The organism is Mucilaginibacter conchicola (assembly GCF_003432115.1).
Classification (GTDB): Bacteria; Bacteroidota; Bacteroidia; order Sphingobacteriales; family Sphingobacteriaceae; genus Mucilaginibacter; species Mucilaginibacter conchicola.
This window is the reverse complement of the sequence record NZ_QWDC01000001.1, coordinates 1236266-1260427: the sequence shown is the minus strand read 5'-3', so window position 1 is coordinate 1260427 and position 24162 is coordinate 1236266. Positions and strand designations below refer to the sequence as shown.

At 45.2% G+C, this 24162-nt stretch carries 26 protein-coding genes; 11 read left to right on the top strand and 15 right to left on the bottom strand.

Translation table 11 applies throughout. The features are described from left to right. Nucleotides 1–86: 86 nt before the first annotated feature. The 7 genes from D0C36_RS05510 to D0C36_RS05480 form a co-directional block, all read right to left on the bottom strand. Entirely contained in the window at nucleotides 87–1052 is a 966-nt protein-coding gene (locus D0C36_RS05510; protein WP_117390542.1) for a c-type cytochrome, read from the bottom strand. Nucleotides 1053–1147: 95 nt separating this feature from the next. Beyond that, a complete protein-coding gene (locus D0C36_RS05505) occupies nucleotides 1148–1873 on the bottom strand; it encodes a head GIN domain-containing protein (RefSeq protein WP_117390541.1) in 726 nt (241 codons plus the stop codon). 126 nt (nucleotides 1874–1999) lie between these two features. Then, nucleotides 2000–2593, bottom strand: coding sequence for a GIN domain-containing protein (locus D0C36_RS05500; protein ID WP_117390540.1), 594 nt, complete (start codon nucleotides 2591–2593; stop codon nucleotides 2000–2002). 501 nt (nucleotides 2594–3094) lie between these two features. Beyond that, nucleotides 3095–3466: a DMT family protein gene (locus tag D0C36_RS05495; RefSeq protein ID WP_117390539.1), complete on the bottom strand. Its 372-nt coding sequence runs from the start codon at nucleotides 3464–3466 to the stop codon at nucleotides 3095–3097. Between the two features lie 54 nt (nucleotides 3467–3520). Beyond that, nucleotides 3521–5077 (bottom strand): ArnT family glycosyltransferase, encoded by a 1557-nt coding sequence (locus tag D0C36_RS05490; RefSeq protein ID WP_117390538.1) that lies wholly within the window; start codon nucleotides 5075–5077, stop codon nucleotides 3521–3523. 169 nt (nucleotides 5078–5246) lie between these two features. Beyond that, a complete protein-coding gene (gene murA / locus D0C36_RS05485) occupies nucleotides 5247–6554 on the bottom strand; it encodes a UDP-N-acetylglucosamine 1-carboxyvinyltransferase (RefSeq protein ID WP_117390537.1) in 1308 nt (435 codons plus the stop codon). 147 nt (nucleotides 6555–6701) lie between these two features. Next, nucleotides 6702–7445 carry a DUF4290 domain-containing protein gene (locus D0C36_RS05480; protein WP_117390536.1) on the bottom strand — a complete coding sequence of 248 codons (744 nt, stop codon included), beginning with the start codon at nucleotides 7443–7445 and terminating at the stop codon, nucleotides 6702–6704. Nucleotides 7446–7621: 176 nt separating this feature from the next. Between D0C36_RS05480 and D0C36_RS05475 the strand changes: the two genes are divergently transcribed. Further along, nucleotides 7622–7906, top strand: a complete 285-nt coding sequence (locus tag D0C36_RS05475; protein WP_117390535.1) for a hypothetical protein — start codon at nucleotides 7622–7624, stop codon at nucleotides 7904–7906. Here D0C36_RS05475 and D0C36_RS05470 read toward each other — a convergent pair whose 3' ends face one another. Continuing rightward, complete coding sequence (locus D0C36_RS05470; protein WP_117390534.1) at nucleotides 7907–8338, bottom strand: DUF1801 domain-containing protein; 432 nt, start codon at nucleotides 8336–8338, stop codon at nucleotides 7907–7909. Between the two features lie 90 nt (nucleotides 8339–8428). On the opposite strand from D0C36_RS05470, the gene D0C36_RS05465 reads away from it, so the two are divergent. Further along, nucleotides 8429–9526, top strand: a complete 1098-nt coding sequence (locus D0C36_RS05465; RefSeq protein WP_117390533.1) for a mandelate racemase/muconate lactonizing enzyme family protein — start codon at nucleotides 8429–8431, stop codon at nucleotides 9524–9526. Nucleotides 9527–9648: 122 nt separating this feature from the next. Here the strand turns inward: D0C36_RS05465 and D0C36_RS05460 are convergent, their stop codons facing one another. From D0C36_RS05460 to D0C36_RS05450, 3 genes are all read right to left on the bottom strand, one after another. Continuing rightward, complete coding sequence (locus D0C36_RS05460; RefSeq protein WP_117391381.1) at nucleotides 9649–11019, bottom strand: dipeptidase; 1371 nt, start codon at nucleotides 11017–11019, stop codon at nucleotides 9649–9651. A gap of 276 nt (nucleotides 11020–11295) precedes the next feature. Continuing rightward, a complete protein-coding gene (locus D0C36_RS05455) occupies nucleotides 11296–11628 on the bottom strand; it encodes a YbjQ family protein (RefSeq protein ID WP_117390532.1) in 333 nt (110 codons plus the stop codon). 26 nt (nucleotides 11629–11654) lie between these two features. Beyond that, nucleotides 11655–12581 carry an alpha/beta fold hydrolase gene (locus D0C36_RS05450; RefSeq protein ID WP_117390531.1) on the bottom strand — a complete coding sequence of 309 codons (927 nt, stop codon included), beginning with the start codon at nucleotides 12579–12581 and terminating at the stop codon, nucleotides 11655–11657. A 79-nt stretch (nucleotides 12582–12660) separates the two neighbouring features. Here D0C36_RS05450 and D0C36_RS05445 point away from each other — a divergent pair, with 79 nt between their 5' ends. From D0C36_RS05445 to D0C36_RS05425, 5 genes are all read left to right on the top strand, one after another. Next, on the top strand, nucleotides 12661–13443 hold the full coding sequence (locus D0C36_RS05445) for a Rossmann-like and DUF2520 domain-containing protein (protein WP_117390530.1): 783 nt from the start codon (nucleotides 12661–12663) through the stop codon (nucleotides 13441–13443). A 19-nt stretch (nucleotides 13444–13462) separates the two neighbouring features. Then, nucleotides 13463–13795 carry a 2Fe-2S iron-sulfur cluster-binding protein gene (locus D0C36_RS05440; RefSeq protein WP_095703935.1) on the top strand — a complete coding sequence of 111 codons (333 nt, stop codon included), beginning with the start codon at nucleotides 13463–13465 and terminating at the stop codon, nucleotides 13793–13795. A gap of 44 nt (nucleotides 13796–13839) precedes the next feature. Next, nucleotides 13840–14082: a Fe-S cluster assembly protein IscX gene (gene iscX, locus D0C36_RS05435; RefSeq protein WP_117390529.1), complete on the top strand. Its 243-nt coding sequence runs from the start codon at nucleotides 13840–13842 to the stop codon at nucleotides 14080–14082. Nucleotides 14083–14164: 82 nt separating this feature from the next. Continuing rightward, on the top strand, nucleotides 14165–14686 hold the full coding sequence (locus D0C36_RS05430; RefSeq protein ID WP_117390528.1) for a KdsC family phosphatase: 522 nt from the start codon (nucleotides 14165–14167) through the stop codon (nucleotides 14684–14686). A gap of 101 nt (nucleotides 14687–14787) precedes the next feature. After that, on the top strand, nucleotides 14788–15351 hold the full coding sequence (locus tag D0C36_RS05425; protein WP_117391380.1) for a Maf family protein: 564 nt from the start codon (nucleotides 14788–14790) through the stop codon (nucleotides 15349–15351). Nucleotides 15352–15516: 165 nt separating this feature from the next. On the opposite strand, the gene D0C36_RS05420 is transcribed toward D0C36_RS05425, so the two are convergent. Next, nucleotides 15517–17478: a M1 family metallopeptidase gene (locus tag D0C36_RS05420; protein ID WP_117390527.1), complete on the bottom strand. Its 1962-nt coding sequence runs from the start codon at nucleotides 17476–17478 to the stop codon at nucleotides 15517–15519. Between the two features lie 143 nt (nucleotides 17479–17621). Between D0C36_RS05420 and D0C36_RS05415 the strand changes: the two genes are divergently transcribed. Genes D0C36_RS05415 through D0C36_RS05400 form a run of 4 tightly spaced genes read left to right on the top strand, consistent with a single transcriptional unit; the run spans nucleotide 17622 to nucleotide 20810 of the window. After that, on the top strand, nucleotides 17622–18332 hold the full coding sequence (locus D0C36_RS05415) for a carboxypeptidase-like regulatory domain-containing protein (RefSeq protein ID WP_117390526.1): 711 nt from the start codon (nucleotides 17622–17624) through the stop codon (nucleotides 18330–18332). A 43-nt stretch (nucleotides 18333–18375) separates the two neighbouring features. Next, on the top strand, nucleotides 18376–19125 hold the full coding sequence (locus D0C36_RS05410) for a prolipoprotein diacylglyceryl transferase (protein WP_117390525.1): 750 nt from the start codon (nucleotides 18376–18378) through the stop codon (nucleotides 19123–19125). Beyond that, entirely contained in the window at nucleotides 19118–20518 is a 1401-nt protein-coding gene (locus D0C36_RS05405; protein ID WP_117390524.1) for a radical SAM protein, read from the top strand. Before D0C36_RS05410 ends, D0C36_RS05405 begins: the two co-directional genes overlap by 8 nt. Before the next feature lies 1 nt (nucleotide 20519). Next, nucleotides 20520–20810 (top strand): hypothetical protein, encoded by a 291-nt coding sequence (locus D0C36_RS05400; protein ID WP_117390523.1) that lies wholly within the window; start codon nucleotides 20520–20522, stop codon nucleotides 20808–20810. Here the strand turns inward: D0C36_RS05400 and D0C36_RS05395 are convergent. The 3 genes from D0C36_RS05395 to D0C36_RS05385 all read right to left on the bottom strand — a co-directional run bounded on the left by D0C36_RS05395 (nucleotide 20805) and on the right by D0C36_RS05385 (nucleotide 23985). Beyond that, nucleotides 20805–21740 (bottom strand): Ppx/GppA phosphatase family protein, encoded by a 936-nt coding sequence (locus D0C36_RS05395; protein WP_117390522.1) that lies wholly within the window; start codon nucleotides 21738–21740, stop codon nucleotides 20805–20807. The genes D0C36_RS05400 and D0C36_RS05395 overlap by 6 nt on opposite strands. Nucleotides 21741–21830: 90 nt before the next feature. Further along, a complete protein-coding gene (locus D0C36_RS05390) occupies nucleotides 21831–23075 on the bottom strand; it encodes an ABC transporter permease (RefSeq protein WP_117390521.1) in 1245 nt (414 codons plus the stop codon). Between the two features lie 4 nt (nucleotides 23076–23079). Next, nucleotides 23080–23985: an ABC transporter ATP-binding protein gene (locus D0C36_RS05385; protein WP_117390520.1), complete on the bottom strand. Its 906-nt coding sequence runs from the start codon at nucleotides 23983–23985 to the stop codon at nucleotides 23080–23082. Nucleotides 23986–24162: the final 177 nt, after the last annotated feature.

Genomic DNA, 24162 nt, shown 5'->3' with positions numbered 1-24162 from the left:
TTGTTAATGTGTTGTGTATAGCCGTTTTATGGTAGGCGGCAATACAAAATTAGAGGCGCAAAAGTATGAATTTATTTTTAGAATAATCAGCCTTTTGTGTTTTGCTTTACGCTAAATTTAACCACCTTGTTTTTTACAGGCTTTACGCTGCGCAGATAAGTGTAAATGGCACCCAGGTCATTTACGCTCATGTTGCTGTAACGGTACCATGGCATCACCGTTTGGAACTGGCCCGGTTTAACGGCGTGGGTTTTAGCATTGCCACTGTATTGTTTAAACTTTGCAATAAACATTTCCCTGCTCCATGCGCCAATACCGGTAGCATCAGCAGTAAGGTTGGCAGAGCGCACTGTACCGCCCGGCATACCAAACTCGGCACCACCACCATAATCAAGGCCTTTATCTTTTGTATGGCAATCTGCACAGGCAGCCGTAGTGATGAGGTATTTACCATAGGCCACAGTATCTTTCTCTGCAGGGCGGGTTGTTTCTGCCGCTTTACCCGGCATGGTGTGAACGATGACATTCAGCGGGAAATCCAACTTGCGGGCAGGGTAGGTGTTGTTATACGGCTTAAGGGTACGGATATAAGCTATAATGCTATAAATATCTTCCTGGTCCATTTTGCCGTAAGATGAGTAGGGCATAATAGGGAATATGGCCGAGCCATCCTTACGCACACCGGTAGTAATGGCACGGTAAAGCTCGCCATCCGTCCAGGTCTTTAAATTTGATGGGGTGATGTTGGGCACATACACATCGCCCGGGAAACCGATGTTTTGATCAAAATGCTCGCCGCCCGCGCCAATATGCGTAGTATCAATAGGGCCTGCAAATTCGCCCCATTTACGGGTAGAGTGGCAATCAATACAAACGGCAACATAATTGGCCAGGTATTTACCGCGGGCAATGCGCTGCGGAGTAAGATCAACTTTAATGTCTTTTGGCTCGCCTACGTTTGGCAGGGCAAGGGTAATGTATGATACGGCTGCAACTACAACCAGCAATAATGTGATAACGGTGTATGCCGCCCATTTTTTAAATTTTTTCATTGTGATGGTTTTTAATAAAATACCTTTTAAAACAGCAATGACGACCAGTGGCCGTCATGCGTTACAATAGGGTATAAATAAAAACCAGCTTTTTATTAGTCGATCTTTTTAACCGATGCTGCACCGGTTTTATCGGTATTTACGGTTGATGGTGTACCGCGGTATTTTACGTCAGATGCACCTGTGCTATGTACATTCAGCTCGTTTAATACGTTAATGTTGCACTCTGCTGCGCCGGTAGTTTCAAGGTTATAGCGGCCTACCACAAAATCCAGAGCGTTTATTTTACCTGATCCTGTTAAGTGCACATCGGCAGATGCTGCCTGGCCACGCAGGTCTAACTCGGTAGCGCCCGATCCTTCGGCATGTACAGCAGCTGCGCTAAGGTCCATCTCCACTTTGGTCGCACCTGAAAGGTCGAGGTCAAAGTTTTTGGCGTTCAGCTTACCGTCGGTTTTTATCTCGATACCACCTGATGCTTTCAGCTCATCCAGGTTGCGTACGCCAACTACAACGGTAATTTCATGGCTGCCGCAAATGTTGCGTTTGGTTTTTATCTCAAGCGTTTTGCCATCTAAGTTGGTTTGGATGTATTGCATCAGGTTATCATCGGCACTAATGGTTACGCTTTGTGAACTATCCTGTTTAAGGGTTACCTTATAACCGCCTGAGATCTCCAGCTTGGTGAACTCACCAACTTTGCGGGTCTCGGTTTTTACATTGCCCGATCCTTTTTTGCAGCGGAACCTTTTACATGATGAGGTTAAAGCGATAGTAAAAGCTAAAGCGATTAAGAGCGATATTTTAAGTGAGGTTTTCATAAGGGTTTAGTTTTAGTGTTTTTGACGATGCTTCGCCGCATGAAGTTACATTAAAAATTAAAAAAGCCATCATTCAATTTAAACGATGGCCCTTAAAGAACGGATAAGGTTTTGAGCCTGTTGCTATTATAAACTTGATAAAGTGTTGGCTTTTACGATCTGAGTTTTTACGGCATTTACAGCTACCAGGCTATCGTGCTCTACGTTGGCCGGTTTGGTGTATGCAAGGCTGTAATCGTTCACGTTACCTGCAAGGGTTACTTTGGCTGCATCGTTAACCGTAACGTTTGCTTTGTAAGCTTCCAGTTTCAAGTCGGCAGTGGCGCTGTTATAAAGGCTTACGTTCAACTCAACTTTTGATAAGTTACCAAATGACTTTACCTCGGCGTTATCGTAAGCAGCAATAGCTTGCAAGTCATTCGCGGTAACCCACACTACCAATTTTTGATCAGTATATGATGAGATGCGTAACACGCCGTTCTGGCTTTGTACCAAAGCATTCTCAGCATAGTACTTGTTGTAAACTTTAACCTGGTCGGCAGCGCCGTCAGATACATAAAGCTCAACATTTCCGTGGATCTCAATTTTGTTGATCTTGCTGATGTTGGTTAAAACGGTTGCCTCTTTTTCGTTACCGTTAAAGGTATTAGCGAAGGTGGTTTTGGTGCTTACCATGGCCATAAATGCTACGGCTACGATGGTTAAAATTCTTGTTTTCATGGCTATTAATATTTTGATTATGAATAATATATGTAATGTTGTTTTGTTAACTACACTGATATGACGCCCCCAAAAAGATTTCGTTACAGCCAATAAGTGTAAATTAGACACAGTGCAGGTTTTGGTCGGTAAAGGGCGGATTTGGGTCGGTGAAAAGGGGTGGGATTTTTGACCTTGATTGGCAACCCCGTCATTGCGAGGAGCGATAGCGACGTGGCAATCCTCGATATACAGAGCGGTTCTGTAAGCTGAGGATTGCCACGCTACGCTCGCAATGACGCGTGGCTTATGGACTTAAACACGTCTTGTTGGTGACAACACCAACAAGGGCGCGAAAAACCACGTCATTGCGAGGAACGAAGCAATCTCCGAACTATACAAAGCAGACTGTCTTAAAGGGATTATTGATGTGTTTAATTTTTCTTTAAGGTATCAATGAGCTCCCTTCGGTCGGTTGTCTTCGCACCTCGCAATGACGCGTGGAGAGGGCGATGGCCTATGTCACCATTTCTTAAATATCACAAACACCGCCAACACGATCAAACTAAACCCAACCAAATGGTTCCAGCCCAGTTTTTCGGTTTTGAAAAATAAGAGGGTAAATACCATGAAAATGATAAGCGTAATGGCTTCCTGTATAGTTTTGAGCTGCACCAGGGAGAACGGGCCGCCGTCCTCTTTAAACCCTGCGCGGTTGGCCGGTACCTGAAAAAGGTATTCAAAAAATGCCATTCCCCAGCTAATGAGGATGATGGATAGCAGACCGAGGTTTTTACCCCAGCTGTATTCTTTAAATTTGAGGTGCCCGTACCAGGCAAAAATCATGAAGGTGTTAGATATAGTAAGAAACAATATCGTTTTAAGGCCGCGCATATCTGTAATTAATATGGATGCTTAACAACAATTTGCGCGCAGTGTTTCAGCGTTTTACTGCAATCGTTTCTTAGCCAGCTCCGCCCGGTATATCTCATTCAATTTAGGCGATGGATCAGTAAGCAGATAGATCCTGGTGCCGTGCTCACGGGCAAGCGGAGTGGTCACCTCGCCCATTAGCTTGTAGCTGCCTACCACTTTGCTTAAGCGGGTTTCCACATTGTCATCGTCATCTACATATATGATGTACTTGGCGTTTAAATTATCTGCGGCCCAGAGCTGGAAACTGCTGTTAAGTGATACCACTTCCGGCAAATGATATCTATGGCGGTATATGTGCATGGCGCCTGCATCGCCATAATTATCGGCAAATAGCTGGGTGTTCTTTTGTTGCTCGGGTGTTAGGCTGTGGTAAACATCAGCAGCTTTTTTGGCCATCTCATCCCAGCCCAACATGTCAGCATAATCCTGAGTGAGCGGATGCTGTTTCTGGTCTTCCCAGGTCACTATAAACTTCATGAAAGGGTAACGCTCTGTTTTGTTTTTAATAAAGGCCACGGTGTCTTGCAAAGGCAATATCGGTAGCAGCATCGGCAACAAAAGCATGTTAGGGATAACTACTATCAGCAGAGTAACTGTGCGCAGTAAGTAAGCTTTGCGTTTTAGTATCCGTTCAAAAGCAAAACCACCTGTAGCGAATAGCATTGGGTAAGCCCCGAAGATGTAGTAACTCTTTCCATTCATCTTCAGCAAAAACAGGAATATCAGGATATAAGCTATCGCCATAAACCTGAATCTGCGCAGCCTGAAGGCCACAAACAGGGCAATGAAGCCTGTTAACCACACAAACAACGCTGTGCCATTCACTAAGGCCTGTTGTTCAATAAAATCCATGGGATGTACGTAATCCAGCTGCGTTTCGCGCAGCTCTTGCATGTGATGTATAACCGGCAGGTGATGGGCAAACTGCCATATTACGTTCGGCAAAAATATCGCGGTAGCAACCAGCGCAGCAAAAAATACATGCTTATTGTAAAGTAGTTTACGCTCCCTGCTTATCAAAATACCGATAATGAGCGATGCCGTGAAGAACGCCATGGTGTACTTAGTAAGCATACCCAAACCAACGGCAGCGCCCAACCAGTAGAGGTAGCGTACATCGGCAGTGTTAAGGTATTTGATGAACAACCAAACCGTCAAAACCCACCAAAGCTGATCGAACACCACGGGCTGAAACAAATATCCGCTGGCTGCAAAAGCAGGGGAGAAGATGAGCGCTAAACAGGCAACGGTAATGGCAAAGCGTTTACCACCCAGTTCAACCGTGATGAGTCCGGTAAGCCATATAATTAATCCGCTGGCAAGGGTAGAGAATATGCGCGCTGCAAAAACCGAATCGCCGAATACATTGAGCGTTATCTTGGCCAGCAAGGCTATAAACGGCGGTACTTCTTTGTAACCCCAGTCCAGGTGATCGCCCAGTACCAAATGCAGCAATTCATCGCGATGAAAGCCAAAGTTGTTAAGCGCAAAAAGGTTAAGAATAACCTTAATGGCAACAAATATCAGTATAAACGGGAAGTACGATGATTTCCGGTTCTTATATGGCATCTCAGGTTGATTGTGCTGGAAGCCATAAATGTAGTGAAAAGAGGGGGAAGGTAAAAGGGGAAAGGTAAAAGGTAAAAGATGATGATGGGAAGAGTCGAAAAGATTGAAAAGGCGAAAGGTTAAGAGTTTAAAACTCTTAACCTTTCGCCTTTTACCTTTCACCTAATATTTAAACGCGTTTAATATCCGCGCCAAGGGCACGTAGGCGGTCATCAATATTCTGGTAGCCGCGTTCTATTTGTTCGATATTGTAAATGGTAGACTGGCCTTGTGCCGATAAAGCAGCGATCAGTAACGACACACCTGCACGGATATCGGGCGAGGTCATGGAGATACCACGCAGTTGAATTTGTTTATCCAAACCGATAACAGTTGCGCGGTGCGGGTCGCACAGGATGATATTGGCACCCATGTCCAAAAGTTTATCCACAAAGAACAAACGGCTCTCAAACATTTTCTGGTGAATCAGCACAGAGCCTTTTGCTTGTGTAGCTACAACCAATACAATGCTCAGCAGGTCGGGAGTGAAGCCCGGCCATGGTGAATCTGCAACAGTCAATAACGAGCCATCGATAAAAGTATCAATCTCGTAATGATCTTGAGAAGGAATGTAGATATCATCGCCACGGCGCTCCAGCTTAATACCAAGGCGTTTGAATACGTCAGGGATCATACCCAACTCGTCGTAGTGTACATCTTTAATGGTGATCTCAGAACCGGTCATGGCAGCCAGGCCAATGAACGAGCCTATCTCTATCATATCCGGCAGCATACGGTGCTCGGTACCACCCAGTTCTGTTACACCTTCAATGGTTAACAGGTTTGAGCCGATACCGCTGATCTTGGCGCCCATGCGGTTAAGCATTTTGCAAAGCTGTTGCAGGTATGGTTCGCAAGCTGCGTTATAAATAGTGGTTGTGCCTTTTGCCAATACGGCAGCCATCACAATGTTAGCTGTGCCGGTAACCGATGCTTCATCTAACAGGATATAAGTACCCTGCAGGTTTGATGCATCTACGTTATAAAAACCATTCTCGGGGTTAAAATCAAAGCGTGCACCCAATTTCTCGAAACCCAGGAAGTGAGTATCCAGCCTGCGGCGGCCAATTTTATCGCCGCCCGGTTTTGGGATAGATGCACTGCCGAAACGCGCCAACAGCGGACCCAAGATCATGATAGAGCCACGCAGGCCACCACCTTTGGTTTTAAATGCTTCAGAGTTGAAAAAATCCTGGTCAATTTCTTTAGCCTCAAAGGTTGCCGTATCGCGAGAGATGCGATTCACCTCAACGCCCATATCACCCAAAAGCTCAATCAGTTTGTTAACATCCTGTATATCCGGGATGTTGCTAATGGTCATTTTTTCGCCGGTTAGTAATACGGCAGATATAATTTGTAAGGCCTCGTTTTTTGCGCCCTGAGGGATAATTTCTCCTTTAAGCTTTTTACCGCCCTGTATCTGGAATGCGTTATTCATAGTGGTTTTTAGTTCATTGTTGATGGTTGATAGTTCATAGCAATAAGTATGCTGTAATCGCTATCACGCCACAAAGATTATAAAATTTATCTGCAAAAAAATGGCGTTTTAAAAGCTATGAACCATGAACTATTATCTATTAACTATTTAATATTTCTTAGCCCCGCCGTTGTTACGGTTGCGGTTATTTTGGTTGTTATTACGGTTCTGATTGTTGTTATTGTTCTGACGACCGCCACCACCACCGCCGCCACCGCGGTTATTCTGGTTGTTTTGACGACCGCGGTTATTGTTGTTGTTTTGATTGTTCTGATTGGTACGGAACTCAACTTTGTTAAGATTAACGTTCTCTTCCAGTTTCAACTCACCGTTTGATAACGAATACAGGTCGTTAAGGATGATCTCATCGGCAACAGAATCTTTGTTCCATTGTACGTAGGCCATTTTCATGAAGTTGGCAATGGCCTGCACCATGTGGCGCTTACGCTCAGGCTCTTCAATGCTTTTCGCTTTCTGGATCATTAGCTCGATAGTTTTACCGTAATGGCGCGATCTGATACGCTGATTCGGATACTTTAAAGGCTCCGGTTTAATGTGAATAGCCTCTTCGGTTGGTTTTGGATACGGCGAATCAACATCCAACTGAAAGCCTGAGATGATGTGCAGGTGATCCCAAAGTTTGTGCTTAAAGTCGGCAACATCGCGCAGGTGGGGGTTAAGAAAACCCATCAGGTCGATAACGACCTGTGCGTAGCGGTTACGTTCCTCTTTAGTAGGCAGTGCAACAATGTATTTCACCATGTTTTGCACATTGCGGCCGTATTCTGTAAGTAAAAGTTTGCTCCTGGTTGAGTTATAATCAAACGGACCAGGCAAATTGGTTAATGCCATGAATATTTTTTAATTAAATAAGTTCTTGAAAAGTTTTTCAGCTCATGATCAGTTTCACAGGATGAAGGCGGAAACCGGAGAACTAAAATGGAATACTTTGTAGTAACGCAAATATACAGTAAATGTGTTGAGTTGCAAATATTGTGCGTATAGGTTTGAAATAGTTACATTTATGTATGTTAAAGAACGAAGCTACAGGAATGTATTACCGCTCAAAAACTATCTCACTCATCATACTGGCAGTAACCGCTATGCTTTGTTCAAGAGCACTGTTTTTGTTTATCGATGACCCGGAAGGCCCAAACTTGTTGATTGTTACAGTGCTTGCGCTGTTTATGTTTCTGATATCTGTTGCTGTATATATCTTTAGTAAGTTAAAGACAAATGGTATTAGCAGACTTTTGGCAGCAATAGGTGTTCAGCTACTCATTGTTATAGTACTCTATTTTTGTATGGGATGATCAGCTTTTACCTGTTATCTTAACCCCATTAAGAATAGCATCTTCAAGCACGTTAATGTTAACGTTTTTTAGTTTATTAAATTTAATGCAGTAGCCTGTTACAGTTGCTTTCCCTATGATCTGTTTGTAGGTTTGGGGCAGATAGTTTTTATCGGGGATGCCGAGTATATAAACAGATATACCCGATTTATTTGCGCTTACACCTATTTGAAAGAACTCCTTTGTTTTGCCATCCGCATATTTTATAATGTGCGATCCATAGCCGATGGTAGGATTGGTTACAGTTTTTCCGTCTTCGTTTTTACCATCATCAAACCAAAGCTTAGTAGCAGGCAACCATTGAAGGATGAGCGTGTGTAACTCTTGTACTTCGGCGCGTTTTTCATTGGCAAGGCCGGCAATATGACTTGCAATTTGTTCCTCTGCATTCATAGAAGTGTTGAGTTTAAGGTTATTTAAATTTCGCTTTATTTTTTATTCGGGTGGCATGTTTAATAACTTATTTTAGCAAAAAGCGTCACTATGAAAATTACCTCTGTAGATATCTACCGCTTCAGCATCCCCATGGAGCCATTTACTATTGCCACCGGCACTATGGATCATGCCCAAAATGTATTTATCCGCGTGCATACCGATGCCGGTTTTTACGGCGTTGGCGAATGCTCGGCCTTCCCCATGATAGTAGGCGAAACCCAGGATACCTGCCTGGTGATGGCCAAAGAGTTTGCCCGTTTATGGAAAGGTAAAGATGCTTTGGATATCGAAACACGATTGCAGGAACTGCACAGTTTTACCGCTGGTAACACTACCATAAAAAGTGCTTTTGATATGGCTTTGTATGATATTGCCGCCAAACATACCGGTCTGCCACTCTATAAATTCCTGGGCGGCCAAAAGCGCGAGGTAGAGAGCGATATCACTATTGGTATTTCCTCACCGGAAAATATGGCCAGGCAAGCTATTCAATTTAAGGTCAATGGCGCTAAGATCCTGAAAGTGAAGTTAGGCAAGAATGCCCAAACAGATACTGAACGCATCAAAGCCATCAGGCAAGCCATTGGCCCCGATCTGAAGATACGTGTTGATGCCAATCAAGGCTGGACGTTTGACGAAGCTGTTTTTGCTCTGCAAACCATCGCCGAATACGATATCGAGTTCTGCGAACAACCCATGCGCACCTGGTATGATGATAAGCTGCCCGTGCTGATGCAGCTATCGCTGGTTAAAATTATGGCTGATGAAAGCGTTTACAATCAACATGATGCCCGCAAGCAGATTGAAAGCGGAAGTTGCCACTACATCAATATAAAAATGGCCAAAGCCGGCGGCATCCACGAGGCGCGCAAGATCCACAATGTAGCAGCCGAACATGGTATCCCCTGTATGATGGGCGGAATGCTGGAAAGCCGCATAGCACTAAGCAGCAAACTTCACTTTGTTTACGCCAGCCCTAATATTAAATTCTATGATATGGATACCTGCATGTTGGGCCATCTGCAAGATCCATGTGTTGGCGGTGTAACTTATGATGGCTACAAGCTAAATATCAGTGATGCAGTAGGGATAGGAGCGGATGCGGATGAAGGGTTTTTGGAAAGGTGTGAGAGGATTAGTGTTTAAGCGTGAAAAATAAAAAAGCGTCATTGCGAGGAACGAAGCAATTTCTTTAGGACAAGCGGCCCTGTATAGTTATGAGATTGCTTCGTTCCTCGCAATGACGCGTGGAGAGTTGTTAAGTGATCTTACTTACTCAACTCTGCAAAGTACTTATGAAACAATGGGATGGTCTCAATTCCTTTGTAGTAGTTAAAGATATCGTATTTCTCGTTTGGCGAGTGCAGGGCATCGCTATCGAGGCCAAAGCCTATCAGCACGGTTTTTATGCCTAACTCAGCCTCAAACAACGCAACAATGGGGATACTGCCGCCGCCACGGGTTGGGATAGGCTGTTTGCCAAATGCTTCTGCAATGGCTTTTTGTGCTGCACGATAGGCAACGCTATCAGTAGGGGTAACCACCGGTTCGCCGCCATGGTGTGGCGTTATTTTTACCTTTACGTAAGGTGGCGCTATTTTCAGGAAATGATCGGTAAACAGCTTAGTGATCTGCTCTGAAGTTTGGTTGGGCACCAAACGCATCGAGATCTTGGCGTTGGCCTTTGATGGCAGCACGGTTTTAGCACCTTCGCCAATGTAACCACCCCAAATGCCGTTCACTTCAAGGGTTGGGCGGGTGCCGGTACGTTCAAAAGTAGTGTAACCTTTCTCGCCCCAAACTTCGGCTATATCAAGGTCTTTCTTGTATTCATCCTCGTCGTAAGGTGCTGCGTTAAGTTCTTTGCGTTCGGTTTCGGTTAGTTCAATTACATCATCATAAAAACCGGGGATGGTAATATGGTTATTATCGTCATGTAACGAAGCGATCATCTTAGCAAGAATAGTTGCGGGATTGGCTACCGCACCACCGTACACGCCCGAGTGCAGGTCGCGGTTAGGGCCGGTAACTTCCACTTCCAGGTATGATAAGCCGCGCAGACCGGTCTCTAACGATGGGTGCTCCATGCTGATCATCGAGGTATCAGATATCAGTACCACATCAGCTTTCAGGCGCTCTTTGTTAGCTTTTACAAAGATGCCAAGGTTGTTTGAACCTACTTCTTCCTCTCCCTCAATCATAAACTTTACGTTACATGGCAGGCCATCTGTCTGCATCATCAGCTCAAAAGCTTTAACATGCATATAAAACTGACCTTTGTCATCACAAGCGCCGCGGGCGTAAATCTTACCATCGCGCACGGTTGGCTCAAAGGGTGGGGTATGCCACAGCTCCAAAGGATCTGGTGGTTGTACATCGTAGTGGCCATAAACCAAAACCGTAGGTTTTGCCGGGTCAATAAGTTTTTCGCCGTAAACAATAGGGTAGCCGGCAGTAGGGCAAACCTCAACGTTGTCCGCTCCGGCATCGCGTAGTTTTTGGGCTACGTAATCGGCAGTTTTCAGTACGTCGGGTGCGTATTTTGGGTCGGCACTAACAGAAGGGAAGCGCAAAAGCTCAAAAAGCTCATCGAGCATGCGCTGCTTGTTATCATCTATATATTGCTTTATAGTTTGCATAAGCATGGTGTTTGTGGCAAATATAGTGTATTCGGTAAAATGTTGTTGGTGACAACACCAACAACGGCGCGGGCGGCATTCATTCTTGTTGGTGTCCTCACCAACAAGCGGTGACTGTTAGAAATTGTTGGTGAGGACACCAACAATGAAAGGATTAAACAAAAAATGTCATTTCGAACGAGCGGCAGCGAGGAGAAATCTTCTGCAAGCGATACTTACACCGTAGAAGATTTCTCCTCGTACCTCGTTCGAAATGACATATTGGGAGTGAATATTCTACTCCGCTTTCTCAACAATAACGGCAGTACCGTAAGCCAATACCTCGGTAATGCCTTGCATAACCTCGTTGGCATCGTAACGCATGTTAATGATGGCGTTGGCACCAAGGGCCTGTGCGTGTTGTATCAATAGGTGATATGCTTCCTCGCGGGCGTTCTCACACAGCTCAACGTAAACCGAAAGGCGGCCGCCAAATAGTGACTGTATACCACCGGCAAAGTTGCCTACCACGCTGCGGCTGCGCACGGTAATGCCGCGTACCACGCCAAGGTGTTTGGTTACTTTGTAGCCTTCTAAAGCGGTGCTTGTTGTAATTAGTGAAGTGTCCATAGGTTTGTGTGTTTTATGTTTAGATGTTATTTTTTCAAAAATGTTACCAGCGCAGGGTTCACCACATCGGGCTGCTCCAAATGGGGCAGGTGCGCGGCATCATCAACCGGTAAAAATTCGGTTTTAAGCAGCTTGCGCACCTCATCGCTGTAGGCAAAAGGCACGGTCTTATCTTCCTTACCCCAAATTAATAACACCGGTTTGTGCTGATTGTTAAGAGAATTATAACTTTCGGTAGGGTTGTAGCTGGCGCGATAATCGTAAAGTGTAGAAATAAGCGCATGCCTAAAACCTTTATATTCCATCTGCGGGCGGTATTGCTCAACCCAGTTAGGGTGGCGATCTGGATATTTAAAATCATCCATCTGGCCAAGGGCGCGTTTCTCGGGATCGATGGCATCCATAAAATCGGCAACAAAACGCGGCTGTGTTGGATGCTCTGTGCCATAGGCCGGATCTACCAGTACCACTTTGTTCACTCTATCAGGATAGGCAGCGGTATAATCTGTAGCCAGCATCCCGCCGAACGATACACCAACAATACTGAAGGGCTTTTTAAGATGAAGTTGATCTACTAATTCGTTCAGTTGCTGAAAGTAAAATTGCTTATCATAAGTCACATCGGGCCTGTCAGAAAACCCGCGGCCATACATATCATATCTTAAAACTTTAAAGCCGTGCGAGGTAAGATATTCGTAGGTGCCATTCCAGATATAATAGGGGACGCTGAAGCCATGCAATAGCACCACTAATTTGCCGGTATCGGGGCCGTCGAGCTCGTAATGGGTAAAGCCCTGGCTCAGCTCAATGTAACTACCATTAGTGTTTTTACGGAGCTCATGGGTGATCTCTTTTTTCTCGATGTTTTTAAAGTAGTAGATAATAAATAGGGCAGCACCACCAAAAATGATGATGATGAGCAGTGCGCTCAATAGTTTTCTCAGAAACTTCATTATAAAATCAGGTTGTTGGAATTGCGGAATAAAAATAACGGATTTATTTAATTTTGCTGCTCACCTATTTTTCCACGCCATGCGCATCAGCATCATCGGTTCGGGCAATGTAGCCACACATATTTCTGCCGCGTTAAAAAATGCTGGCCATCGCATTGTGCAGGTGTACAGTCGTAATTTGCATAATGCTGCTTTGCTGGCTTACCACGTTGGTGCCGAGGCCACGGACAACCTGAATGCCCTTACTACCGACACTGATATCTTCATTGTCTCGGTAAAGGATGATGCAATTTTGGATACGGTAAAGCAATTGGATAAATACGGTAAACTTATCGCCCATACCTCTGGCGCGGTAGAATTAACTCCCATGCTGGAGCTTACACAGCAGGCCGGTGTGTTTTATCCCCTGCAAACCTTCAGCAAAACAAAGGAGCTTAACTTTAGGGATGTACCCATGTGTATTGAGGGGGCGGACGAAGCTATCACCAAAACGCTGGAAAATTTGGCTCGCGACATCAGCAACAACGTATCTCGCATTTCATCCGCGCAGCGCAAAGTATTGCATTTGGCGGCGGTATTTGCCTGTAACTTTACCAACCACCTGTATGGCGTAGGAGAAGGTTTGCTGAAAGATAGCGGCATGAGCTTTAACCTGCTGCGCCCGCTGATAGCCGAGACGGCCGATAAAATAAAAGAGCATTCGCCATTTACGGTGCAAACCGGGCCTGCCGTGCGTAACGATGAAAGTACAATGGCTGCACACTTGCAATTGCTTGATAAACAACCGCATTTGCAGGATGTTTATAAGATGCTAAGTCAGGATATTATCAAAAACCACAACAAGGTTAACGGGGACAGGTAATTTTGTTACTTTTGCCCAAATGAATATTTTTAAAGTAAAGATCAACTTTGAGGAAGCCGACCACGAGAGCGTGGAACTGCCTATAGCCGAAGGGGAATCTGTATTGGACGTTTGCCTTGAGAATGGCATCGAGCTACAGCACAATTGCGGTGGCGTTTGTGGCTGCAGTACTTGCCATATATACGTAAATAAAGGCATGGATAACCTTCAGGAGATATCTGACAAGGAAGAAGACTTTATTGACCGTGCTGTTAACCCGCGCATCAACTCGCGTTTGGGTTGCCAATGTGTGGTAATTGATGGCGACATTGAAGTTACCCTGCCGGATCAATCAGGCTTTATGGGCCACTAATAAATCAGAGTTAAGAGATTTAGAATCAAGAATCAAGATAAAAAATGAGTAACGATAAATTCGCACTGCCGATTCACTGGAACGACTACGAAGACATTGCCATGGGCCTTTATGAAAAGTTTGGCGATGAATTTGGCGAATCGAAAATATACCGCATCCGCTTCACTGACTTGCTGGAGTGGGTATTAAGCCTGCCGCACTTCGCCGGCACTCGCGAAGAATCAAACGAAGGCCACCTGGAGCAGATCCAAAGCGCCTGGGTTTACGAATGGCGCGATAACCAATAATCAGTTTGCAGTGGGCAGTTGATAGTTGGCAGTTAAAAGCTAATGACTCAATGACCCGATGACCCAATGACAAATTAAAAAGATGGAATCCTTTTTAACCAAGCTTAACGATATTACCACCTTTATTTTTGATGTGGACGGCGTGTTGACCGACGGCTCTGTTTTTGTGACCGAGACCGGCGTGCAAAGCCGTGCGTTTAATATTAAGGATGGATATGCGCTGCAACTGGCTGTTAAAAGCGGTTATAATGTAGCAGCTATATCGGGCAGCAGGTCAAAAAGTGCATTGTTCCGTTTAAATAGTTTGGGTATTAAAGATGTTTACCTGGGCACCCATACCAAGGTGGACAGGTTTAAGCTGTACACGCAAGAGAAGGGTATCCACCCATCGAGAGTATTGTATATGGCCGATGATATCCCGGATCTGGAGACCATGAAAATGGTTGGCCTGCCTGTTTGCCCTGCCGATGCTGCCGAAGAGATAAAAGCCATTTGCAGCTATGTATCACCTATCCCCGGCGGCCGTGGCTGCGTCCGCGAGGTAATAGAGAAGGTGATGAAGGTACAAGGCACCTGGATGAACGAGAAGGCATATAGCTGGTAGATTTTAGTTAGTAGTTCATGGTTGATAGTTCATAGAAACTGCCATGAACCATGATCTATAAACTATGATCTTCAGCTACCATGATCTATGAACCATTAACCATGAACCAAAAAATTATTCTTGCATCAAAATCGCCGCGCAGGCAGGAGCTTTTAAAGCTGATGGATATTGATTTCCGTGTGGTTTTAAAAGAGGTTGATGAATCGTACCCTGATGGATTAACCCCTGCCGAGATAGCTGTTTACATCGCCTCAAAAAAAGCCGAAGCCTTTGATGAGGATGTGAATGATGAGGTTGTGCTTACTGCCGATACTATTGTTGCCATTGATGGCCTGATATTAGGCAAACCAGAATCGCGCGAGCATGCTATTGAAATGCTGCAACGCCTATCAGGCAAAGTACATGAGGTTTACACTGGCGTTTGTTTATTCTACAAAGGCCATTACAATAAATTTTACGACCGCTCTGAAGTTTTCTTCCGCCAGCTAACAGATGAAGAGATCATCAGTTACGTTGACGAATACAAACCCTACGATAAAGCCGGCTCATACGGCATACAACAACGCATCGGCCTGATAGGCATTGAGCGTATCAATGGCTCTTATACCAACGTGGTAGGCTTACCTACCGAGAAGGTTTATCAGCAGTTGAAGAAACTTCAATAATTTGTCATTCTGAGCGACAGCGAAGAATCCGTTAGCTTCACAGAGAAACCATTCAACTAACCATGTCATTTCGAACGAGCGGTCGCGAGGAGAAATCTTCTTCGGTGTAAGTATCGTGTGTAGAAGATTTCTCCTCGTTCCTCGTTCGAAATGACAGAGTGTTTATTACAATTTCTTACTATTATTCTTCCTGTTCACATCAGGCAACGCATTATCCGGATCGATCACCACACTCACTACCTCCTGCGAAACAGGAATAGTAAAATTGGTCACTTTATTTTGCAGCCATGTCTCTACCGGGAAATAGGTGCGCTGCTTGCTGCCATCTTTAAACTTCAGTTCAACGGTAAATGGCATGGCCATCATTTCTTTGTTGGCGATGGTAAGCTGTACGGCTTTCTTGTTATCGATGTATTTGGCGTCTATCAGCGCAATATCCAGCTTGTAGTTATTGTAGAACCATCCGTTCCAAAACCAGTTCAGGTCTTCGCCGCTGCCATTTTCCATTGCGCGGAAAAAGTCATCGGGTTGCGGGTGTTTGTAGGCCCATTTGTGGGTGTAATTCTTAAAGGCGTAGTCGAACCTGTCGTGGCCTAAGATCTGTTCGCGAAGCAGCACCAAACCAAAGGCCGGCTTAAAATACGTAAGCGGATGGCGGTATTTTTCAGGGATAGCATCGGGTTGTGTCATAATGCTGGGCGATGCCGGATCGATAATATGCTCTATGATCTCATCGGCAGGGTTACCGCCGCCGGGTGCATATTCTCCGTCGCGTTTGGGCGCGTATTCGCCGTTGTTAAACGCGTCTGAAGCGTAGATATCAATAAAGGTGTTCAATCCTTCATCCATCCAGGCAAAGCGTCGCTCATCGCTGCCTACTATCATCGGAAACCAGTTGTGGCCTATCTCGTGTGCAGTTACCCAGTACAACTCGCTGCCTTTATCGTTAATACCATCGAATACAATGCCGGGATACTCCATGCCGCCTGCAATGCCGGCCTCGTTAATGGCAGTTGGCCATGGGTAAGTGAACCATTTCTCGGAAAAATATTCCATGGATTTTTTGAGGTATTCCGTGGCGCGGCCCCAGGCCGCGTTGCCCTGGCTCTCTACCGGGTAAACCGACATAGCCAGCGACTTTTTGCCGCCCGGCAGGTTAACCCTTGCGGCATCCCAGATGTAGGCCTTAGATGCACCAAAAGCCACATCGCGTGTGTTCAGCATTTTGTAGTGCCAGGTAAGCGTGCCTTTATTAACCGGGCGCGATGATGGCGAATTGATCTCATCAGCAGTGCGGATCATGATAGTTTTATCGCTGTTGTGGGCTTGTGCCAGTCGGTTTATCTGCGTGGCGGTCAGTACTTCTTTAGGGTTCAGCAGGTCGCCGGGGCCTGCCACGATGATGTCCCATGGTGCAGTCACGCTGTAGTCGATATCACCGTATTCGCAGTAAAACTCGCCGCTACCCAGAAAAGGCGCGGTAGCCCAGCCGCGGCTGTCATCATAAACACACATCCGCGGGAAAAACTGCGCTATCTCGTAGATCTTGCCGTTTTTGGTATCTACAAAATCGGTGCGGTTGCCAAAGTTGCCGGGGATAGTATAATGGTATTTAATGTTTAAAACGATGTTGCCTTTCCCCAATGCCTGTGCTAAACGTACTTGCATGCGGGTATCGGTCACTTTATATTCTACCTTTTTACGGGTAGTGCCGCTTATTAGCTCAACCGATTCTATCTCGTAACCACTGGTATGCTGCTGCGCCTGCGTGCCCGTTACAAAGTTTGAGCGGGCATCTTTTTTATAAGTATTCTGATCCAGTTGTAGCCAAAGATATTGCAACGCATCCGGGCTGTTATTGGTGTAGGTAATGGCCACGTCGCCCTTGATGGTTTTACGCACGGTATCAAGCGTTACGGCTATCTTATAATCAGCGCGGTTTTGCCAGTATTTTGGTCCTGGTTCGCCATTGGCAGAGTGAAATTCGTCGCCTTTGCCTTTGTATGGCAGGGGAGAGAACAGCACCGATGGCTGATAGTTGCTCGTAATGGTATCGTTCGGATTTTTCTGCGCACGGGCAAAGCTGGCCGCAAACAGCAACAGAGTGGCAACTGTGAACTTTTTCATGTATCGTGTTATAGCAGGGCAATATACAAATGATGGAGCTAAATACCGGCGCGGCGTCGGTAACGATATCGCTATTTTAAAAAGGTGAAAATAATTTATGGAATCTGATTCGCAGCCGCATCTTACCTATAAAAACCAAAATTATGCAAGCCATCACCAACATCAGCATCCCGCAGCCCTGCCACCAGAACTGGAACGATATGACACCCGCCGATCAGGGCCGCCACTGCCAAAGCTGCCAAAAGATCGTTGTGGATTTTACCCGAATGACCGATAGCGAGATCATCAACTATCTAAACACCAATGGAAAAGTTTGCGGCAGGTTTACAAAGGAAAAGCTTGAATCGGTAAATGCAAAACTGGTTAGTGTAGCCAAACCAGCTTTCTTGTGGCAGCGCTTTGCCATAGCGGCGTCTATTGCTATGTTGTTCAATAATTCGGTTAAAGCCGAGAAAACTGCACCGGTTAAAACAGAGCAGTCGCCGAGGGCTTTTAGAACTGATGCATCTGATCTAACTGATTCTGTTACTTACGTTAGAGTAAAAGGCAAGGTGTTAGATGAAGAAAACCAAGGATTGCCTGGTGTAAGCGTTATAATAAAAGGGATGCAAATTGGTACACAAACCAACGTTAACGGCGAGTTTTATTTAAATGTGCCATCAACCGCCACAAGTCTTGTTTTTAGTTTTGTGGGCTACAATACTGCAGAACTTAGCCTGGGCTCGACGTCTGCCGAGTTGCCGGCCATCAGTTTAAAAATGAGCTCAATGATGCTTGGTGAACCTGTATATGTACAGAGGCCACCTTTGCATAAACGTGTATGGCATAAAGTAAAACGGGTATTTAAACACTAAGCTTGCAGGTGTTAACGCTGTTTTTAATAACTTAGGTGCAGTGATGCACTTCCCGTTAAACATACCTTTGGGCAAGGGGCACATTCCCGTGCACTTTATTTGCGAAACGCTGGCCTATTTTATAGGTTACAGGTACTATAGTTATCAGCGCGGCAAAATGCATGATAAGATAAACGCCAACCACCGCATGGTCATTTTTGTGGGGGCGGCCGCAGGGGCATTCCTGGGTTCGCACATTGTAGGTGTTTTTGAACATCTTGAGTTACTTTCAAAATTTAGCCTGGTTTATTTTATGGGGAATAAAACCATTGTAGGCGGATTGCTTGGTGGTTTGATAGGCGTGGAGTTCACCAAGAAAAAAATAGGCGTTACCGCATCATCAGGCGACTTGATGGTTTACCCGCTGATACTGGCTATGCTTATTGGCCGCACCGGTTGTTTTTTTGCCGGGCTTGAGGATGGTACTTATGGCGTTGCCAGCAACCTGCCCTGGGCTATTGACTTTGGTGATGGTGTTCACCGGCACCCCACCAATTTATACGAGATACTTTATTGGATACTGCTCTGGATAACCCTTTATATCACCGAGCGTAAGCAGCCGCTGGCTGATGGGGCACGATTTAAAATATTTCTTTCGTCCTATTTGGTTTTTCGTTTGTTGATAGAATTTATTAAGCCCAATTACGTGTTTAGTTTCGGGCTTGGTGTAATTCAACTGGTATGTATTGCCGGTATTTTGTATTATTATAAAGTATTTACCCAACCTAAAACCCTGCTTTTAAAACATGCCTGAACGCCCATACATCTACTACGATTTTACCCTCAGTATATGCTCAACCTGTTTAAAGCGGGTTGATGCCAAAATAGTATTTGAGGACGATAAGGTTTTTATGCTGAAGAACTGCCGCCAGCATGGTTTCGAAAAAGTTTTGATAGCCACTGATGTTGACTATTATAAAAACTGCCGCAACTATGCCAAGCGCAGCGAAATGCCGCTTAAATTTAATGCCAAAACGCATTATGGCTGCCCTTACGATTGTGGCCTGTGCCAGGATCATGAACAGCACTCTTGTCTTACTGTAGTTGAGGTTACAGACAGGTGTAACTTAACCTGCCCAACCTGTTATGCCATGTCATCGCCGCATTACGGAAGGCACCGCACCTTGCAGGAGATAGAGCAGATGCTGGATGTAGTTGTAGCCAATGAGGGCGAACCCGATGTAGTGCAGATAAGCGGCGGCGAGCCAACCGTGCATCCACAATTTTTTGAGATACTGGATATTGCCAAAACTAAGCCCATCAAACATTTGATGGTGAACACTAACGGTATCCGCATAGCTAAAGACGAAGAGTTTGTTAAACGACTGGCCACTTATCAGCCCGATTTTGAGATCTACCTGCAGTTTGATTCTTTCAAAAAAGAAGCACTGATGGAACTACGCGGCGAAGACCTGCGCGAGGTGCGTGCAAAAGCTATTGCTAACCTCAATAAATATAACCTGTCTACCACGCTGGTAGTTACCTTGCAAAAGGGATTGAACACTGATGAGATAGGCGAGATAATAGAATATGCTTTGAAACAACCATGCGTGCGCGGCGTAACCCTGCAGCCTACGCAACAGGCAGGCCGCCTCACCAACTTTGATCCGGCTACTGATAGGTATACCCTTACCGAAGTACGATCGGCCATCCTGGAGCAAACAAAAGTATTTAATGCAAACGATCTGATTCCGGTACCGTGTAACCCTGATGTTTTGGTGATGGGGTACGCTTTAAAGCTTAATGGCGAAGTGTTTCCGCTTACGCGGATGATAAACCCGGATGATCTGCTGGATAACTCGAAGAATACAATAGTTTATGAGAACGATGAGCGCCTTAAGATGCACCTCTTAAATATGTTCAGTACGGGTAACTCGGTTGATAAGGCCAAAGAGCACCTGCACTCTATAATGTGCTGTTTGCCCGAGATAGACGCTCCCCAGTTGAGTTATGATAACCTGTTCAGGGTAATTATTATGCAATTTATTGATGCGCAGAATTTTGATGTGCGCGCCATCAAAAAATCGTGCGTGCATATTGTGAACAAGGATATGCAGATCATCCCTTTTGAGACCATGAACCTGTTTTACCGCGATGATAAACGCGAGTACCTGGAACAGATAAGACAAGAAATGGAGAACGTTTAATATGGAACAAGAACCAATTCCTTTCCCGCCACCAAAAAAAGGCGGTCCCGAAAACAGCGGGATGAAGATAGTAGGCATCAATTTCGCCGTGTTCATTGGCTACACCATTATCCTCTCAGCAACCTTAGATAAAGGCGATTGGGCGTTTGCATCTCTTATATTTGCCGGTGCGCATGCTTTTATTTGCCTTATAGTGGCAGCGGTTGTACAAAAATGGGCCTGGGCTTTAGCGGGGCTGCTGCTGGTAATAGCGGGCTTCTCTACCTGTGTTTTAGGCGTTTTTAGTTCATGACCGCATGGCCTGCACCATAGCACCCTCTTTAAGCGACCATGTAGACATGCTTACATCGGCTATGCCCATTTTTTGCATAATATAGATGGTAAGCAAACTGGCGGTAACGATCATATCTACACGTACGGGAATAATGCCCTTCATACTGGCGCGCAGTTTATGGTTCGATTTGATGAGCAATTCTATCAGGCCCAGCAATTCGTCGATATCAAACTCATAGGTTTTTGCCTGGCGGATATCAAAGCTGCGGCCTTTTTTTAGTTCTATCACTTCGGCAAAACTTTCAAAAGCACCTGATGAACCTACAAGAATGCTTGGTCGGTATTTACCGGCCGCTACAAATAGGTCGCCCAGTTTGCCGTTAAGGAAGGTTGTGAGTTCTTTGATAGATGTAACGGGGATAGGGTCAACTTTGTGGAACTTATCCATTAACCGCGCAGCACCAATTTCAAAACTTTGTTTCCAGAGTACTTCATCGCTGTTGGCTATGATGAACTCTACGCTTCCGCCGCCGATATCAACAATGAGCGCGTTATCTTCTGTAAGTACGCCGCTGGCGTCTATGCCCTGATAAATGTACGCAGCTTCCTGGTCGCCGGTGATGAGGTCTATCACGATGCCGGTTTGCTGCCTTATCGTAGCAATAAAATCCTGGCCATTGCCGGCACTGCGAATAGCGGAGGTAGCTATGGCTTTTATCTCATCAACATGGTTGTCATCTATCAGTTTTTTGAAGTGTTGCATGGTAGCAATACCACGATCAAAAGCCGCAGGCAGGATGACTCCGCGGTTTATACCGCCTTCGCCAAGCTTTACGGCAGCCGTTTCGCGCAGTACCTCTACAAAAGTATCACCCAGTTTCTCAGCTATCAATAAATGGAAGGTGTTGGTACCCAGGTCCATCACCGCTACGCGTTTTTGCTTGCTCATTGGCTGCTAAAATAAAAAATCCCTGCAAGAAAGGCCTTACAGGGATGTAATATTAAAAGTTCCGGCTCCCCCTTCAGGGGGCTGGGGGGCTTACTCTTTATAAAAGAACCATTTGGCTAACTCTTTAAAGCTGGCTTTTTTGCCATACATCAGCACGCCTACACGGTATATACGCGCCGCCACATAAGTAGTGCACACAAAGCCTATCACCATCAAGCCCATTGATAGGCCTAACTGCCAGGCAGGCACGCCGCCAAATGGCACGCGGATCATCATGGCAACCGGTGCCGTAAATGGTATCATTGATAACCAAACTGCCAACGGACTATCAGGCGCGCGGAAAAGCACCGTAACCGATAACAGATAAGTGAACAGTAAAGGCAACGTAATGGGGAACATAAACTGCTGCGTTTCCGTCTCACTATCCACCGCCGAGCCTACCGCCGCAAACAGCGCGCTGTACAACAGGTAACCACTCAGAAAATAGAACATAAAACAGAACAAAATATAACCAAAAGGGATATGCTGCAAAGTTTGCAATGCCCCCATAATGCCGCCGCTTGCGTTATTGCCCATTGTTTTGGTGACAATAACAGAGAGAATTATCCATGCACCAAACTGTGTTAAGCCAACCAGGCCAACGCCAATGATCTTACCCAGCATCAATTGAAATGGTTTTACCGATGAGATGATCACTTCAATAATGCGGTTTGTTTTCTCCTCGATAACGCCGCGCATCACCTGGGCACCATAAATAAACAACGACATATAGATCAAAATAGCACAGGCTACACCTACGCCCATACTTGTACCTACGTCGGCATCTTTGGTGCCTGCATCGGTAACTTCTAAAGCGTTAATACTAACCTTATTCTTTTTGGCCTTATTCAGTAAAGCCGTATCAATATGATTAGCCAACATGGTGTTGGTTGATGCTATCTCGTTCATCTGGTTCTCTACTTCGCCGGTAAGCGCAAATGAGGGTTTCTTTTTAGAGAGGAACTGAACAGGCTTGCTTGAGTAATCTTTAGATATAACCAGGATAGACAGGTCTTCGTTATCGGCTAAACCTTTTTGAGCCTTATCTAAAGTTTCATCAGTAGGGATGAACTGGATATTTTTAGCATTTTTTAGTTTACCTTCAAACAAGTGGCTTTCATCAATTACCTTAACGGTTTGTGGTTTGCTTACCTGGTCGCTGTCTTTAGCAACGTAGGCTATCAGCTTGGTCATGCCGGCAATAAGTACCGGTACTACCAGCATCATCACTAAAAAAGCCTTTTTGCGCACACGGGTAAGGTATTCGCGTTGTATAATGAGTAAAACTTTTTTCATGATGTTATGCGGTTAGGTTTACTTTTTCAATAAATATCTCGTTCATGGTAGGGATAACCTCTTGCAGCATGTTGATGCGCGTTTTTGGCAACAGGTATTGCAAAACATCATTTGCGGAGCCGCCATTAAGCTTAATTTTAATGATATGACTGTTATCATCACCATCGGTTTCACTGACAATATTGAAAGGCTGAGAGCCATCAAAAGTTAGTTTATCACCGGTATATTCAATCAAATAAGTTTCGTTCTTGTAGGAGTTGCGGATGTGCTTCACTCTGCCATCCAATATCTTGTGCGATTTATGGATGAGTGCAATAGCATCACAAAGTTCCTCAACAGATTCCATGCGATGGGTGGAGAACAGGATGGTAGCGCCTTGTTTGTTCAGCTCCAGGATCTCGTTTTTGATGAGTTCGGCATTAACGGGGTCAAAACCGCTAAAAGGCTCATCAAGGATGATCAGATCAGGCTCGTGCAGCACCGTAGCTACAAATTGAGCTTTTTGCTGCATACCTTTAGATAGCTCTTCTATCTTCTTTTTCCACCAACTTTCCATGCCCAGGTTATCGAACCAGAATTTAAGCCTCGTGGTAGCATCGGCGCGGCTTAGGCCTTTTAAGCGGGCCAGGTAGATCATCTGTTCGCCTATCTCCATTTTTTTGTACAGGCCGCGCTCTTCGGGCAGGTAGCCAATACGTTCAATATGAGATTGGTTAAGACGTTCGCCGTTAAAATACACCTCGCCCGAATCCGGCGCGGTGATCTGGTTAATGATACGGATAAGCGAGGTTTTACCGGCGCCATTTGGGCCAAGCAGCCCGAATATTTTGCCGCTTTCAACTTCCAGGCTTACATCGTCTAAAGCGCGGTGCCCCGCGTATTGTTTAACAATGTTGCGTATGCTTAGCATGAGTGTGTGGGTTTTTTGCTAAAATTAGATAGGATAGGCTAAACATTGTTACACAATTGTTGTTAAAATACCAGTTCGTGATTTTAAACAGCACGAGATATTTAATACCGGTATAAATGAAATATTTTTGAACTATGACGATATTTTTTACGAAAAATGTACATATTTGTGCCGGAT

Bases quoted from the DNA above. Each gene is read 5' to 3' on its own strand.
- D0C36_RS05510 (WP_117390542.1), bottom strand. From the start codon at position 1,052: ATGAAAAAATTTAAAAAATGGGCGGCATACACCGTTATCACATTATTG.
- iscX (WP_117390529.1), top strand. From the start codon at position 13,840: ATGAGTAACGATAAATTCGCACTGCCGATTCACTGGAACGACTACGAA.
- D0C36_RS05425 (WP_117391380.1), top strand. From the start codon at position 14,788: ATGAACCAAAAAATTATTCTTGCATCAAAATCGCCGCGCAGGCAGGAG.
- D0C36_RS05465 (WP_117390533.1), top strand. From the start codon at position 8,429: ATGAAAATTACCTCTGTAGATATCTACCGCTTCAGCATCCCCATGGAG.
- D0C36_RS05450 (WP_117390531.1), bottom strand. From the start codon at position 12,581: ATGAAGTTTCTGAGAAAACTATTGAGCGCACTGCTCATCATCATCATT.
- D0C36_RS05505 (WP_117390541.1), bottom strand. From the start codon at position 1,873: ATGAAAACCTCACTTAAAATATCGCTCTTAATCGCTTTAGCTTTTACT.
- D0C36_RS05415 (WP_117390526.1), top strand. From the start codon at position 17,622: ATGCAAGCCATCACCAACATCAGCATCCCGCAGCCCTGCCACCAGAAC.
- D0C36_RS05490 (WP_117390538.1), bottom strand. From the start codon at position 5,077: ATGCCATATAAGAACCGGAAATCATCGTACTTCCCGTTTATACTGATA.
- D0C36_RS05440 (WP_095703935.1), top strand. From the start codon at position 13,463: ATGAATATTTTTAAAGTAAAGATCAACTTTGAGGAAGCCGACCACGAG.
- D0C36_RS05405 (WP_117390524.1), top strand. From the start codon at position 19,118: ATGCCTGAACGCCCATACATCTACTACGATTTTACCCTCAGTATATGC.
- D0C36_RS05410 (WP_117390525.1), top strand. From the start codon at position 18,376: ATGCACTTCCCGTTAAACATACCTTTGGGCAAGGGGCACATTCCCGTG.
- D0C36_RS05385 (WP_117390520.1), bottom strand. From the start codon at position 23,985: ATGCTAAGCATACGCAACATTGTTAAACAATACGCGGGGCACCGCGCT.
- D0C36_RS05495 (WP_117390539.1), bottom strand. From the start codon at position 3,466: ATGCGCGGCCTTAAAACGATATTGTTTCTTACTATATCTAACACCTTC.
- D0C36_RS05430 (WP_117390528.1), top strand. From the start codon at position 14,165: ATGGAATCCTTTTTAACCAAGCTTAACGATATTACCACCTTTATTTTT.
- D0C36_RS05470 (WP_117390534.1), bottom strand. From the start codon at position 8,338: ATGAATGCAGAGGAACAAATTGCAAGTCATATTGCCGGCCTTGCCAAT.
- D0C36_RS05445 (WP_117390530.1), top strand. From the start codon at position 12,661: ATGCGCATCAGCATCATCGGTTCGGGCAATGTAGCCACACATATTTCT.
- D0C36_RS05480 (WP_117390536.1), bottom strand. From the start codon at position 7,445: ATGGCATTAACCAATTTGCCTGGTCCGTTTGATTATAACTCAACCAGG.
- D0C36_RS05455 (WP_117390532.1), bottom strand. From the start codon at position 11,628: ATGGACACTTCACTAATTACAACAAGCACCGCTTTAGAAGGCTACAAA.
- D0C36_RS05395 (WP_117390522.1), bottom strand. From the start codon at position 21,740: ATGAGCAAGCAAAAACGCGTAGCGGTGATGGACCTGGGTACCAACACC.
- murA (WP_117390537.1), bottom strand. From the start codon at position 6,554: ATGAATAACGCATTCCAGATACAGGGCGGTAAAAAGCTTAAAGGAGAA.
- D0C36_RS05475 (WP_117390535.1), top strand. From the start codon at position 7,622: ATGTTAAAGAACGAAGCTACAGGAATGTATTACCGCTCAAAAACTATC.
- D0C36_RS05390 (WP_117390521.1), bottom strand. From the start codon at position 23,075: ATGAAAAAAGTTTTACTCATTATACAACGCGAATACCTTACCCGTGTG.
- D0C36_RS05500 (WP_117390540.1), bottom strand. From the start codon at position 2,593: ATGAAAACAAGAATTTTAACCATCGTAGCCGTAGCATTTATGGCCATG.
- D0C36_RS05460 (WP_117391381.1), bottom strand. From the start codon at position 11,019: ATGCAAACTATAAAGCAATATATAGATGATAACAAGCAGCGCATGCTC.
- D0C36_RS05420 (WP_117390527.1), bottom strand. From the start codon at position 17,478: ATGAAAAAGTTCACAGTTGCCACTCTGTTGCTGTTTGCGGCCAGCTTT.
- D0C36_RS05400 (WP_117390523.1), top strand. From the start codon at position 20,520: ATGGAACAAGAACCAATTCCTTTCCCGCCACCAAAAAAAGGCGGTCCC.